General features: G+C 69.8%; 12 protein-coding genes. All 12 read left to right on the plus strand.

Features of this window, described 5'->3' with window-relative positions; all coding sequences use genetic code 11:
- Positions 1–103 precede the first annotated feature (103 nt).
- The 12 genes from RIB98_15675 to groES all read left to right on the plus strand — a co-directional run bounded on the left by RIB98_15675 (position 104) and on the right by groES (position 13,827).
- Positions 104–3,496 carry an SIS domain-containing protein gene (locus RIB98_15675; protein MEQ8842423.1) on the plus strand — a complete coding sequence of 1,131 codons (3,393 nt, stop codon included), beginning with the start codon at positions 104–106 and terminating at the stop codon, positions 3,494–3,496.
- 9 nt (positions 3,497–3,505) lie between these two features.
- Positions 3,506–3,877: a holo-ACP synthase gene (acpS, locus tag RIB98_15680; GenBank protein MEQ8842424.1), complete on the plus strand. Its 372-nt coding sequence runs from the start codon at positions 3,506–3,508 to the stop codon at positions 3,875–3,877.
- Entirely contained in the window at positions 3,874–5,214 is a 1,341-nt protein-coding gene (locus tag RIB98_15685) for an NAD(P)H-hydrate dehydratase (GenBank protein ID MEQ8842425.1), read from the plus strand. The genes acpS and RIB98_15685 overlap by 4 nt, the downstream gene beginning before the upstream one ends.
- A gap of 15 nt (positions 5,215–5,229) precedes the next feature.
- On the plus strand, positions 5,230–6,339 hold the full coding sequence (locus tag RIB98_15690) for a DUF3524 domain-containing protein (protein MEQ8842426.1): 1,110 nt from the start codon (positions 5,230–5,232) through the stop codon (positions 6,337–6,339).
- Between the two features lie 10 nt (positions 6,340–6,349).
- Positions 6,350–7,225, plus strand: a complete 876-nt coding sequence (locus tag RIB98_15695) for a P1 family peptidase (GenBank protein MEQ8842427.1) — start codon at positions 6,350–6,352, stop codon at positions 7,223–7,225.
- Complete coding sequence (tsaE, locus tag RIB98_15700) at positions 7,222–7,713, plus strand: tRNA (adenosine(37)-N6)-threonylcarbamoyltransferase complex ATPase subunit type 1 TsaE (GenBank protein ID MEQ8842428.1); 492 nt, start codon at positions 7,222–7,224, stop codon at positions 7,711–7,713. The genes RIB98_15695 and tsaE overlap by 4 nt, the downstream gene beginning before the upstream one ends.
- Positions 7,710–8,381 (plus strand): tRNA (adenosine(37)-N6)-threonylcarbamoyltransferase complex dimerization subunit type 1 TsaB, encoded by a 672-nt coding sequence (gene tsaB / locus RIB98_15705; GenBank protein MEQ8842429.1) that lies wholly within the window; start codon positions 7,710–7,712, stop codon positions 8,379–8,381. The genes tsaE and tsaB overlap by 4 nt, the downstream gene beginning before the upstream one ends.
- Positions 8,378–8,893 (plus strand): ribosomal protein S18-alanine N-acetyltransferase, encoded by a 516-nt coding sequence (rimI, locus tag RIB98_15710; GenBank protein ID MEQ8842430.1) that lies wholly within the window; start codon positions 8,378–8,380, stop codon positions 8,891–8,893. Before tsaB ends, rimI begins: the two co-directional genes overlap by 4 nt.
- Before the next feature lie 24 nt (positions 8,894–8,917).
- On the plus strand, positions 8,918–9,922 hold the full coding sequence (gene tsaD / locus RIB98_15715) for a tRNA (adenosine(37)-N6)-threonylcarbamoyltransferase complex transferase subunit TsaD (GenBank protein ID MEQ8842431.1): 1,005 nt from the start codon (positions 8,918–8,920) through the stop codon (positions 9,920–9,922).
- A 76-nt stretch (positions 9,923–9,998) separates the two neighbouring features.
- A complete protein-coding gene (locus RIB98_15720; protein MEQ8842432.1) occupies positions 9,999–11,714 on the plus strand; it encodes a sensor domain-containing diguanylate cyclase in 1,716 nt (571 codons plus the stop codon).
- Positions 11,711–13,399: a sensor domain-containing diguanylate cyclase gene (locus RIB98_15725; GenBank protein MEQ8842433.1), complete on the plus strand. Its 1,689-nt coding sequence runs from the start codon at positions 11,711–11,713 to the stop codon at positions 13,397–13,399. Before RIB98_15720 ends, RIB98_15725 begins: the two co-directional genes overlap by 4 nt.
- Before the next feature lie 98 nt (positions 13,400–13,497).
- Positions 13,498–13,827 (plus strand): co-chaperone GroES, encoded by a 330-nt coding sequence (gene groES / locus RIB98_15730; protein ID MEQ8842434.1) that lies wholly within the window; start codon positions 13,498–13,500, stop codon positions 13,825–13,827.
- Positions 13,828–13,829 lie beyond the last annotated feature (2 nt).

Here is a 13,829-nt window from a genome sequence, read left to right on the forward strand (position 1 = left end):
CTGCGCCCGGTGGCCGACGGGTACGAAGCCAACGAGATCGGGAGTAGCACCCATGTGCGGGATCATCGCCGTTGTTCGGCGTCCCTCGAGCCGACCGACACCCATGGGGGTCGACGTCGTCGATCCGCTGCTCGGTCTGGCCTCCTCGTTGCGGGGGGCCGACCGGATCACCGATGCGCTTCGTGACACCGGTGACGCCTTGGCCACGGTCGACGGGTTGCTGCAGGGCGTACCCGGCGTGCGCCTGCTGCTCGACGACGCGTCCGTCGCCCCGGCACTGCGCCACCACTGTGGCGAGATCCAGTCCGAGGTCGAGGCCATCGAGATCGCGATGGAAGCTCGCGCGGCGCTGCCCACCGCCGAACTCGAGCGCCGCAACCACGAACTGATCCGCGTGCGCGACGGCGTCTGGGCCATCACCCGCGATCGCCTCCGTGCCGCGCAGACCGTGGCCACGCTGGCCGGCGACATCCGGAGCACGGGTGCACTGGAAGCGTTCCTCTCGGTGCACCAGGCCCTCAGCGCCATCGACCGCCTCGAGGTCCGTGGCCGCGACTCGGCCGGTCTGCACCTGCTCGTGCACGATCACGCCCTCGACCTCGATGATCCGGCCGTGCGCGCCGCGATCGACGCCCGCGCCGGTGACCCGAACTTCGGTTCGGGCAGCGTGCGAATCGTCGACGGTGTGCTGAGCGTCGTGCACAAGGTCGCGGCCGAGATCGGCGAGCTCGGTGACAACACGGCCGCCATCCGTCGGGCACTGACCGAGGACGAGCTGCTTCGAGCCGCTCTCGCCAACGACACCGCTCGCACACTGGTGCTCGGCCACACCCGCTGGGCCTCGATCGGCATCATCAGCGAGCCGAACGCCCACCCCCTCAACAGCGAGCTCGTCGACGCTGCGGGTCCCTATGTCGTCGGGGTGCTCAACGGCGACGTCGACAACTTCGCCGACCTGATCGCCGAGGAAGGCGTGAAGATCACGCCGTCGATCACCACCGACGCCAAGGTCATCCCCAGCCTCATGAGCTGCCGTCTCGGCGAAGGACTCGAATCGGCCGAAGCGTTCCGGCGTACCGTCGCCACGTTCGAGGGATCCGTCGCGATCGGCGCGTCCACCGCCAGCGCGCCGGACCGCTTGCAGCTGGCCCTGCGGGGTAGTGGCCAGGCCCTCTACGTCGGTCTGGCCGAGGACGCCTACATCGTGGCCAGCGAGCCCTACGGCGTGGTCGAGGAGACGGCCCGCTACATCCGGATGGACGGCGAGACGCCCGGCAACCCGGAGAACCCAAACGCCAGCCGAGGCCAGATCATCGAGCTCGACGGCAATCAGGCCGGCTCGCTCGAGGGCATCCTGCGCAAGGCCTACGACGGCACCGATCTTCCCGTCACCGAGGACGATGTCGCCGTCGCCCAGATCACCACCCGCGACATCGACCGTGGCGACCACCCCCACTATCTGATGAAGGAGATCGGCGAGGCGCCGACCTCGTTCCGCAAGACGCTGCGGGGCAAGATCGTCGCCGGCCCCGACGGTCCCGCCGTCTCGCTCGGCCCCGAGATCATTCCCACCGAGGTGCGCGCCGGCCTGGCCGACGGCAGCATCACCCGAGTCCTCGTCATCGGCCAGGGCACGGCGGCGGTGGCCGGCCAGTCGCTGGCCGCGGCGCTCGACGTGCTCGTGCCGGAAGGGCAGATCAGTGCCGAGGCGATCCTGGCCACCGAGCTGTCGGGCTTCTCCCTGCGCTCGGACATGAGCGATACGCTCATCGTCGCGGTCAGCCAGTCGGGCACGACCACCGACACGAACCGCACGGTCGACATCGTGCGCAACCGCGGGGCCAAGGTCATCGCGGTGGTAAACCGGCGCGGGAGCGACCTGACCGACCGCGCCGATGGCGTGCTCTACACGTCCGATGGTCGCGACGTCGAGATGTCGGTCGCGTCGACGAAGGCCTTCTACTCCCAGATCGCGGCCGGCCTCCTCATCGCGATCGCGATCGCCGATGAGATCCTCGGCGACGAGGGTGCCGCCGACCGGCGCTCGCTGCTGGCCGGTGTCCAGGAGATCCCGACGGCGATGGAGACCGTGATCAGTCGTCGCGGGCTCATCGGTGAGGCCGCGCGCGAGTTCGCGCCGAGTCGCCGCTACTGGGCGCTGGTCGGCAACGGAGCCAACCGCATCGCCGCACGCGAAGTGCGGATCAAGCTCTCCGAGCTCTGCTACAAGTCCATCGCCGCCGACAGCACCGAGGACAAGAAGCACATCGATCTGTCGTCGGAGCCGCTGATTCTCGTGTGCGCGGCCGGGCTCTCGGGTTCGACCGCCGACGACGTGGCCAAGGAGGTTGCGATCTTCCGGGCCCACAAGGCGGCCCCGATCGTGATCGCCGACGAGGGCGAGTCGCGATTCGACGCGGCGCTGGCCGTGTTGCCCGTACCGGCGGTCGACTCCCGGCTGGGGTTCATCCTGTCGGCCATGGCCGGTCACCTGTTCGGCTACGAGGTCGCCCTGGCCATCGACGCCCAGGCGATGCCGTTGCGCGAGTCGCGCAGTGCGATCGAACAGATCGCGGCCCGATCCGACGTCGACGGCGAGGCCGCGCTCAGTGCGCTCCAGCCGGTGCTCGAACGTACCGCCTCCACCTTCTTCGACGGTCTTCGCAGTGGCGCCTACAACGGCCACCTCGAGGCCGGTACTGCGGTGAAGATCGCTTCGCTGCTGCGGTTCGCCTTGCGTTCGGCGCCGCTCGAGGCCTACCAGATCGAGTACGGCAAGGTCGGCACGCCGGCGGTCGTTCTCGATGACCTGGCGGCCGCGCTCACCGTTGGCATCGAGGAACTCACGCGCCCGATCGACGCAATCAAGCATCAGGCCAAGACCGTCACCGTGGGCATCTCTCGTTCCGACGAGACACTGCTCGAGGTGGCCCTGGCCCGCGCCGCCCTCGATGCCGGTGCGCCCCGCGATCGCCTCAGCTATGCGTCGCTGCGCACCCTGGCCGACCTCGACCCGGCCATCGCCGAGGTCCTCGGTCACACCCGCTATCGCATCGAGGGGCTCAACGAGAACGGTGATGGCACGGCCACCGCCGTCGTGGTCGATCGGGGCGGCATCAGCCAGGGCATCCCGTCTCGTACCGACCGGTCCCCGACCCTGCGGGGCACGAAGCACCAGGTGGCGCTCGAGCGCCGGGTGTTCGTCGCCCTCGGTCGCAGCGACGGACGCTCGCTCGTGTTCGTGCCCGAACTCAAGGACAACGTCACGACCGGCCTGACCCTTCTCCAGGTGCGCTTCGCCGACGAACTCTCACCGGCCGCCTCTCGGGGCGTGTTGCAGGGGTATCGCAACCGCTACTCGGCCCTGCGCGACGCGGTGCTCGAGACCGAGGACTCCTTCCGCGAAGACATCCTGGCTCAGCAACCGGTCGTCGATCTCTTGACGCTCCCGATCAACGCGTTGGCCGATCGCTGGCGAGTCGGCACCGACGAGTAGCGTCGGCGGATGATCGGCATCGGCACCGACCTCGTCGACATCGACCGCTTCCGCACGGTCCTCCACCGCACCCCGGGCATCGTCGATCGTCTTTTTCGGGCCGACGAACGGGCCTATGCCGAACAGGCCGGCGATCCGACGGCGCGGTTCGCCGCTCGTTTCGCAGCCAAGGAGGCCACGCTCAAGTCACTGGGCCTCGGCCTCGGCGCCATGGCGATGGCCGACATCGAGGTGGTGAAACACGCCGACGGTCGCCCTGAGCTCCGCCTGCACGGCGGCGCCGTCGACATCGCGGCCGCGGCGGGAGCGCAACGGTTCCTGTTGACGATCTCCCACACCGATCATGTCGCGCAGGCGACCGTCGTGGCGTTGGCGTCGTGATCCCGATCGTCACGCCGGACCGGATGGCGGCGGTCGATGCCGCAGCGGCCAGCGAACTCGACCAGTTGATCGAACGCGCCGGGCGCGCCGTCGCTCGCGAAGCGCTGACGATGCTGGGCGGCACCTATGGGCGTCGCGTCGTGGTGCTGGTCGGTCCGGGCAACAACGGCGCTGACGGCCGCGCCGCCGCGCGCCGGCTTCGGCACAGTGGGGTTCGGGTGAGGGAGATCGAGGTCGGGGAACAGCCGGCCGTACTTCCGGCGGCCGATCTGGTCATCGACGCGGCGTTCGGCAACGGCCTGCGTCGGCCCTACCTCGCCCCGGACGTCCTCGCCGGGACCTCGGTGCTCGCCGTCGACATTCCCTCGGGGGTCGACGGCCTGACCGGCGAGCGCGTCGGCGAGCCGATGGCGGCCGATCGCACGGTGACGTTCGGTGGACTCAAACCGGGCCTGGTACTCGAGCCGGGTCGCAGCCTCGCCGGTGCGGTGGTGGTGGCCGACATCGGACTCGAACTCGGTGAGGTGCGGGTCCACGCCGTCGACGATGCCGACGTGACCCGGCTGCTGTCGGGCCGGTCGGCCGATGACCACAAGTGGAAGGCCGGCGTGCGGGTGGTGGGTGGCGCACCGGGGATGACCGGGGCCGCCGCGCTGGCCGCCCGCGCCGCCCAACGGTGCGGGGCCGGCATTGTCCAGATGGCCATGCCCGGCGGACGCGGCGACGAGGGGCCACTCGAGACGGTCGGACATCCGTTGCCCAGAGAGGACTGGGCCGACGAGGCCTTCGCATCGGTCGACGAGCGAATTCAGGCGCTCTTGCTCGGGTGTGGGCTCGGCCCGATCGACAGACCGACGCTCGAGGCCGCGTGCCGCGTCGACCGGCCCCTCGTGCTCGACGGTGGTGCGCTCCAACCGGAGCTCGTTCCGCTGCTCGGGGCTCGGGAGGCACCCACGGTGCTGACCCCGCACGACGGCGAGTGGCATCGGCTCGCCGGCCCCGACCGAGCGGACCGGATCTCGTCGACGCAGGCATTCGCTCTCGAACACGGCGTGACCGTCGCCCGCAAGGGTCCGACCACCATCGTGGCGGCGCCCGATGGCTCGGCTCGCGTCGTCACGTCGGGCACCGCCGCGCTGGCGACGGCGGGCACCGGCGACGTACTCGGCGGTGCCATCCTGGGCCTGCTGGCCCGAGGTCACGCCGGACCCGACGCCGCCACGATCGCCGCCCATGTGCACGGTCTCGCCGGTGCTCGATTGGGGCTGGGGTTGGTTGCCTCGGAGGTGGCCGAGCAGTTGCCCGCACTGCTCGCCGAACTCCGGCCGGTCGACTGAGCCGGGGCCGAGTCGATGCACCTCGTCGTGGACCTCGTCGACCCGTTTCACGGGGGATCACACCGCGCCTGGGCCGAGGGATGGACGGCGACGTCGGCGCACCGGGTCCGGCTCCACACGTTGCCGGCCCAGGCGTGGCGGTGGCGCATGCGAGGCGCGGCGACCACGCTGGCGCCCACGCTGGTCGACGGCGCGACGAAGGACGGCCCGCCCGATGTCGTGGTCGTGTCCGACATGATCGACCTCGGTGACCTGCGGGCGCGCACGATGACGACGCATTCCCGCGTGCCGATGGTCCTCTACCTCCACGAGAATCAGCTCACCTATCCGCGACGCCCCGACGAACCGCTCGACGCCGGTCTCGCATGGATCACCTGGCGAAACCTCACGCTGGCCGATGAGATCTGGTGCAACTCGGCGTTTCATCGAGATGAGTTGCTCGGCGCGTTGCCGGCCTTCCTCGAGGCCGTGCCCGATCACGACCACTCCCACCTCTTGGCGGGGGTGGCGGCGCGCATGCGCGTGCGTCATCCGGGAGTCGACCTTCCGGCATCGCGTTCCCGGCACGACCCTCCGCTTGTGCTCAGCAACCAGCGATGGCACGACGACAAGGACGTCGAGTCGGTGGTCCGGGCGATGATCCGGCTCGCCGACGATGGCGTGGTGTTCAGGGCGGCGGTGATCGGCGACCACGAGGGTGGCCACGCCGAGGTGATCGACCCGCTGCTGGACCGACTGGGCGATCGTGTCGTGGCCCGGGGGCATCAGACCCGTGCGCGCTACGAGGAGCTTGTCGGCGAGTCCGACGTCGTGGTGTCGGCCGCCCGCACCGAGTTCTTCGGCATCGCCGTGGTCGAGGCGGTCGGCGCCGGCGCCGTGCCCGTGCTGCCGCACGACGTGGCCTACCCCGAGGTCGTTCCGTCGGCGTATCACGCGTCGGTCCTCTACGAGCGGGGCGACCTTCGCCGTGCACTGGCTGCCACGCTGGCCGACCTCGAACGGCACCGGGTGGCGGTCGAAGGACTGGCCGAATCGATGGGCCGATTCTCGTGGGAAGTGGTGGCGCCGGACTACGACCGGGCGCTCGAAGGTCTGGCCGGGTCGCGGCGCAGCGGCGACCACTAGCGTGTGCCGCGTGGACATCGCGGTCGAAGGAGTCACCGTCGGACACTGGACCGACGCCACCGCTCGCACCGGTTGCACGGTGGTGCGGTTCCCCATGGCCACGATTGCGTCGGGCGAGATCCGCGGCGGTGCCCCGGCGAGCCGGGAGTTCGCCCTGCTCGAACCCACGCGAACGGTGGGCACGGTCGATGCGGTGGTGCTGAGCGGTGGTTCGGCCTTCGGCCTGGCCGCCGCCGACGGTGTGATGTCGGTGCTCGAAGCCGAGGATCGGGGGCACCCGACCCCGCACGGTCGTGTGCCCATCGTGGTCGGGCTGTCGCTCTTCGATCTCGCCGTGGGCGACGCCTCGGTCAGGCCCGATGCGGCCGCCGGCGCCGCGGCCGCGCGCGCCGCCTCCAGCGACGCGGCGACAGGCCGTGTCGGAGCGGGTACCGGCGCGACCGTGGGGAAGTGGCGCGGCCCCGACCACATCCGCCCGGGCGGGATCGGGATCGTGAACCTGCGACGCGGCGAGCTCACGGTCACGGCCATCGTGGCGAACAACGCCGCCGGTGAGGTCGCCGACGGTCAGGTGGAACGCGCCCTGCTCGACGGGACATTCGACGACTGGCCCGATCGGGCGGCCTGGGCCGAGGCCTCGAACACGGTCATCGGTGTCGTGGTCACCAACGCGACGCTCGACAAGGCCGCCTGCCGCCTGATCGCCGAAGGGGCCCATGACGGCCTTGCTCGGGCCATCACCCCGCCGCACATGCGAAGCGACGGCGACGGGTTCGTCGGCGCGGCGACCGGGCTGGTCGATGCCCATGTCGACGATGTGCGGCTGATGGCGGTCGTCGCGGTGGAGCAGGCCGTCCGGGAGTCGGTCGGTAGCATCGGGGAGTGAACGCTCCCGTCGACCTCTGCTGCGCCACGGCCTCCGCCGCGAGCACCCAGGCCCTCGCGATGGCCATCGCGCCGCTGATCACCGACGGAGATCTTCTCGTGCTGGTGGGCGACCTCGGCGCCGGGAAAACCGCGTTCACGCAAGGCATGGGTCGAGCCCTCGGGGTGCAGGAACCCATCACGAGCCCCACCTTCACGTTGGCCAACCGCTATCAGGGGCGGCTGACGGTGAACCATCTCGACGTCTATCGCGTCGAGGCGTTGGCCGAGGCGGAGGACCTCGCGTTGGTCGAGTTGCTCGACGACGGCGTGACGCTGATCGAATGGGGCGACGTGATCCTTCCCGCCCTCCCGGCCGATCGACTCGATGTGCGCATCTTGTTCGGCGACGACGACGATGCGCGTCGACTCGAGTTCACCGCGGTCGGGGAGCGGTGGACGGCCAGGCTCGATCTGCTCCGCACCGCCGCCGGCGAGTGGGCGACGTGACCACCCCACTGGTGTTGTCCATCGAGTCGGCCACGTCCTGCGTGGGCTGCGCGATCGGCACGGCCGATGGAGTGATCGCGTCCACCCACTCGACCCGGGCCCGACGCCACGCCGAGTCGCTCGCCCCGCAGATCGAGTTCGTCCTCGCCCAGGCGGGCGTGCACGTCACCGACATCGAGATGGTGGCGGTCGACGTCGGCCCGGGGCTCTACACGGGGTTGCGGGTGGGCATCACGACCGCCCGGGCCATGGCCCACATGCTCGGCGTGCCGATGTTGGCAGTCTCCTCGCTCGAAGCGATCGCCCACGCCAACCGCGCCGGTGGCGCCATGACGGTGACGATCGACGCCCGGCGGGGCGAGGTGTTCCACGCGGCGTTCACGATCAGCCCCGGTGGCAGCATCGACGGCACCGAACCTGCGGTCGGGTCCCCGTCCTCGGTTCCCTCCGACGGCCCCACCCGCGTCGTGGGCGACGGCGTGCTCGTCCATGCCGAGGCCCTCTCGGCGGCCGGTCTCCACATCGATGCCGACGGCGTCCACGTGCCCTCGCCCGACTCGATTCTCGCGTTGGCGACCAGTCGACTCGAGCGGGCGGTGCAACCGGTGGAGGTGCAGCCGCTCTACCTGCGTCGTCCCGATGCCGTGGCGAAGTGGGACATGGCGTGAGCGACATCCACTACACGCGGATGGCCCCCCGTGACATCGACGCGGTCATCGCAATCGACACCGTCGCCTATCCCAACCCCTGGTCGGCTGCCACCTGGCGCAAGGAGTTGGCGGCCGCCGAACGACTGCACATGGTGGCGCTCGACGGTGCTCGCGTGGTCGGCCACGCCGGCCTGCTCTACGTGCTCGACGAGGTCCACATCACCACGGTCGCCACCGCCGAGGACCGGGCGAGCGAGGGCATCGCCACGGCGCTGTTGGTGCGCTTGCTCACTGCGGCCCGCGACCACGGGGCCACTGCGGCGACGCTCGAGGTGCGTTCCGGGTCGGCCCGCCCGCAGCGCCTCTACGGTCGCTTCGGATTTCGCCCTGCCGGAGTGCGGCGCAAGTACTACCAGGACCCGATCGACGACGGCATCGTGATGTGGTTGCACGACCTCGACAGCGAGGACGTCGCCCGCCGACTTGCCGATCTGTCGTCAGGCGACCTGGCCGCCGAGGGACAGACATGAACAGGCAGACATGAGCAGGCAGACATGAGCAGTGACGTCATTCTCGGCATCGAGACGAGTTGCGACGAGACGGCGGCGGCGGTGGTCGCTCGGGCCGGTGACGTGCGGTCGAACGTCGTGTCGAGCCAGGTCGAGATCCACGCGCGCTTCGGTGGCGTCGTCCCCGAGGTCGCCAGCCGCGCCCATGTCGAGACGATCATGCCCGTCGTCGAGGAGGCCCTCCGCGTGGCGGACACGTCGCCGTCCGGCATCGACGCGGTCGCGGCCACCCACGGTCCGGGCCTCGTCGGTGCGCTGCTGGTGGGGGTGTCCGCAGCCAAGGCGATCTCGCTCGTGTGGGACGTTCCGTTCGTAGCCGTCAACCATCTCGAGGCACACCTCTACGCCGCGTTCCTCGAAGAACCCGACCTCGAGATGCCACTGGTCATCGTGCTGGTGTCGGGTGGTCACACCATGTTGATCCTGATGGAGGACCACCTCCGCTATCGAGTGCTCGGCTCGACCCTCGACGACGCCGCCGGCGAAGCGTTCGACAAGGTCGCTCGGTTCATGGAGCTCGGCTACCCGGGTGGCCCGATCATCGACCGCCTGAGTGCCGATGGCGATCCCGAGGCCATCGCGTTCCCGCGGGCGATGGTCAACGACGGATGGAACTTCTCGTTCAGTGGCCTGAAGACCGCGGTCGTCAACCATGTCCGCAAGCATCCCGACGTGGCGGTCGAAGACGTCGCCGCGTCGTTCCAGGAGGCGGTGGCCGATGTACTGGTGACCAAGGCGGTGCGGGCCGCTCGAGAACACGGCGCCAAGGGGTTGTGTCTCGCCGGCGGGGTCGCCGCCAACAGCCGGCTACGCGAGAAGATGGCCGCCGCGGCCGAGCGAGAGGGTGTGCGCGCGTTCCTGCCGAGCCGGGCGATGTGCACGGACAACGCGGCAATGGTCGCCGCGGCGGGGTGGTGGCGCCTGCGAGCCGACGGACCGTCGCGCCTCGACACGGGCGCCGACCCCTCGTTGCGGCTGCCCGCCCTCTGAGCCGAACGGCCCCTTTGGTCATGACAGACGTCGGTCTCGGCTGAAGTGACTTCCGGCCCTGGCCGATCTCCTCTGAGTGAACCGACTTCTCCGGCGTTTCGTCGAACGAGACCTTTCCCTGGTCGTGCGCTTTCGTCGCGGTCTGCGGGCGGGGTTTCTCGTCGCTGCCGGACTGGCGGTCGGAACGCTGGTTCTCGTCGAGGTCGCGACCTCGTCGTTGAACCACGATGTCGGATACGGGCACGAACTCGCGACCCAGCGGGCCGAGGTCGCTCGGCTCAGCGAACGTCTGGCCCTGCTCGCCGGTGTCGATGACGCGGCCGAAGGGAACCGACTTCGCATCGAGATGGGCTCCGCCGTCGTCGATGTGGCGCGTCGCCAGACAGAGCTGCAACGTACGGACCCCGCACTCGCCGCGTCGACCGTCGAGTGGGAGGGCACTGTCGTGGAGTTCGACCGCGCCTTCGCCTCTGCGCTCGCGCTGCTCGACGAGTCCGTCGAGCTTCTCGCCGATCCCGACGCCTCGGCGCTCGTCGGTTCGCAGTCGGTCGTGGCGACGATCTCGGCCCTCGCTGCGCTGGACCCCGTCTACGAGGCCCGGACCGACACCCGGGCCGACGCGGTGTTCGAGACCACCGCGACCCTCCGGCAGCAAGGTCGATGGGTGGCCGGTCTCGCGCTCGCCGCTGCGATCCTGCGGCTGGTGGTGCTCGGGCGCCCTCTGGTGCGCCAACTCGAGATCGACAACGAGGAGTACCGGCGCACCACCGAGGAGGGCGTCGAGATCCAGATGCGATCGATCGTTTCGTCGCGCCTGGCCGAGGGCATGGAAGCGGTCGACGACGAGCAGGGTGTCCGTGTGGTCGTCGAGCGGACCCTGGCGCGGCTCATGCCGACGCGTCCGGCCGAGATGCTCCTGGCCGATTCGTCGAAGGCTCATCTGGCGGTTCAGGCCGGCAACCCGCTGCTGCCGACCCCGGGGTGCGATGTCCAGTCGCCCTGGTCGTGCCCCGCGGTGCGCCGCGGCCGGACGCAGGTGTTCGACGATTCCGATGGGCTGCGGGCGTGTCCGCATCTCTCCGGGCGCCCGGAGGGCGCGTGCTCTGCGGTGTGCGTGCCGGTGGCGTTCGTCGACGATTCGATGGGTGTCCTGCACGTCACCGGTGAGGTCGGATGGACACCGAACGACTTCGAGGTGTTCGCCCTCGAGGCGCTGGCCGGCCAGGCGGCCGTCCGCCTCGGTACGATCCGGTCGTTCGAGAAGGCCGAAATCCAGGCCGGTACCGATGTGCTGACGGGATTGCCGAACCGCCGAGCAGTCGAAGACCACCTCGCCCGGTTCCTCGGCACTCGAACAAGCGGCGCAGTCGCAATCGCCGACCTCGACCACTTCAAGGCACTCAACGACACGTACGGCCACGAGGTCGGGGATCGCTCGCTTCGGGTGTTCGCGGAGGTCTTGCGGGGAGCGGTGCGTGAGCAGGACATCGCCGGACGCTGGGGCGGTGAGGAGTTCGTGCTCGTGCTCCCCGGGATGTCGGCTCGCGAGAGCGTCTCGATTCTCGACCGTATCCGTACCGACCTGGCGGTCGCCTGTGCTCGCGGCGACGGGCCGCTGTTCACGGTGTCGATCGGCGTTGTCGACACGAACGCCGGCACCGGCCTGGGGACCCTGATCGGGCTCGCCGACCAGTGTCTCTACGCGGCCAAGGAAGCGGGCCGCGACCGAGTCATCGTCGGACCGGTCGGTACCGTCGCAGCTGACGGGGCGACCTTCGAGGCGCTCGCATGAGGCCCCTGCACCTGCGGTTCGCTCGCGGCTATCAGATCGGTCTCGTGATCGGTGTCCTCATCGGCGCGGGTGTCTGGTTCTCGACACAGTCCGGACTCGACGCGGTGCAGGCGTCCAACGAGGACGCTCGTATCGCCGCCGCCGTGGCCCTCGATGCACAGTCCGTGGGCGCGACACTCGGCCAGATCGAGGACGCGCCGGAGTCGCTGGTCCTGCGGGCCGATCTGGCCCGTCACGCGACGACGCTCCGCGAGAGCTGGACGAAGCTGGCACCGTTCGCCGATCAGCCCGACGACGTTCGAGGGCTCCTCTCGGGGAGCGAGGGCCTGGCGGCACAGGTGACCCCTTTCCTCGACGATGTCGACCTTCTCGCTGGCTCCGGTGCAGCGGGCGCTGACGCTCTCGACGAGGAACCACGCGTTGCCGCGAGCCGGCTGGAGGGGATCGCGTTCGAGATCGCGGATCGGGTGGAACCTGCGATCCGCGCCGAGGAAGCGCTCGCCGATCGTGCCATCGCGGACGCTCGAACAGCGAGCCACCTGCTCTTCGTCGCCGCCGTCGGGTTCCTCCTGTTGCTCGTCGGCCTGTTGTTGCGGCCACTGAGGAAGCGATTGGAGCTGGAGTCGGCGGCGTTGACGGACGCCAACCTCGTCCACCAGGCCGAGGCGCGGCGCCAGGAACTGGCGACGCATCTGAGTGACGGCCTGGAGGCTGCCGAGACCGAGGGCGAGACGAACCTGGTGGTCGGTCGCGCCTTCGCCAAGCTGATCCCCGACCACGAGGTCGAGATGCTGATCAGCCCCACTGGACGCGGCGCACTCACCTCGGCGGTCGTACATCCGGTACACGGCGGTCCGGGGTGCACGGTCGACTCCACGCGGTCCTGTCCTGCGGTACGGCGTGGCCGGACCATGACGTACGACGACTCGGCGGCGATCAACGCGTGCCCCCACCTGACCGGCCGCGAGGGCGGCGCCCGGGCCGCGACCTGCGTCCCGATCAGCTTCATGGGCGAGTCGATGGGAGTGCTCCACGCGACCCACGATGTCGGCGAGTCGCTGGGGCAGGAAGAGATCGATCTCCTCGGCATGGTCGCGAGCCAGGTGTCGATCCGCCTCGGGACCCTTCGGTCGTTCGCGCAGGTGGAGATGCAGGCGTCGATCGATCCGTTGACGGGGCTGCCGAATCGTCGGGCCACCGAGGACCGGCTGCGTCGGCTGCTCTCGACCGGCGGGACGGGGTCGATCGCGATGGCCGACTTCGACCATTTCGAGCTTCTCAACGATCGGCACGGTCACGACGCCGGCGATCGCGCCCTGCGCATGTTCGCCGAAGCGGTCCGCGAGGCCCTGCGAGGTGAGGACTGGATCGGACGTTGGGGTGGCGAGGAGTTCCTGTTCGTTCTGCCGGGCATGAACGCCTCGGAAGCAGTTGTTGCGCTCGATCGGGTCCGCGGCCGGCTGGCCGATGCCTGTGACCGGGCGGAGACGCCGGCGGTCACCGTGTCCATGGGTGTGGTCGACACGTCCGCTGCCTCCGGCGCCGATGAGCTCGTGCGGCTCGCCGACGACGCGTTGCTGGCCGCGAAGACCCAGGGCCGGGATCGGGTCGTCCAGGGACCGGTACTCGGCTCTTTCGCCGCCGATGCCGCAGCCGACGATCCTCACGGAATCGCGGCGTCGTGACGATGTCGAAAATTCTCCCGCGCCCGTAGTTGTCCGCGCCGTGCGCTGGTCGTATCGTTAGCACTCGGCACATCAGAGTGCTAACGACCCCGCTCGCCATGCCGGCGAGCGTGAAGAAACCGATCTCGGAGGATCGAATGAGCTTGCAGCCCCTCGAGGACCGCATTGTGGTCCGCTCCAGCGAAGCGGAATCCACCACCGCCAGCGGTCTCGTCATCCCTGACACCGCACAGGAAAAGCCCCAGCAGGGTGAAGTCATCGCGGTCGGCCCCGGCCGTCGTTCCGACACCACCGGCGAGATCATCCCCGTCGACGTGGCCGTGGGCGACACCGTCGTCTACAGCAAGTACGGCGGCACGGAGATCACCGTGAAAGGTGAAGACCTCCTGATCCTCAATGCCCGCGACGTGCTCGCCAAGCTGGGCTGAAG

The sequence above is a fragment of the Acidimicrobiales bacterium genome (genome assembly GCA_040219515.1).
Taxonomy (GTDB): domain Bacteria; phylum Actinomycetota; class Acidimicrobiia; order Acidimicrobiales; family Aldehydirespiratoraceae; genus JAJRXC01.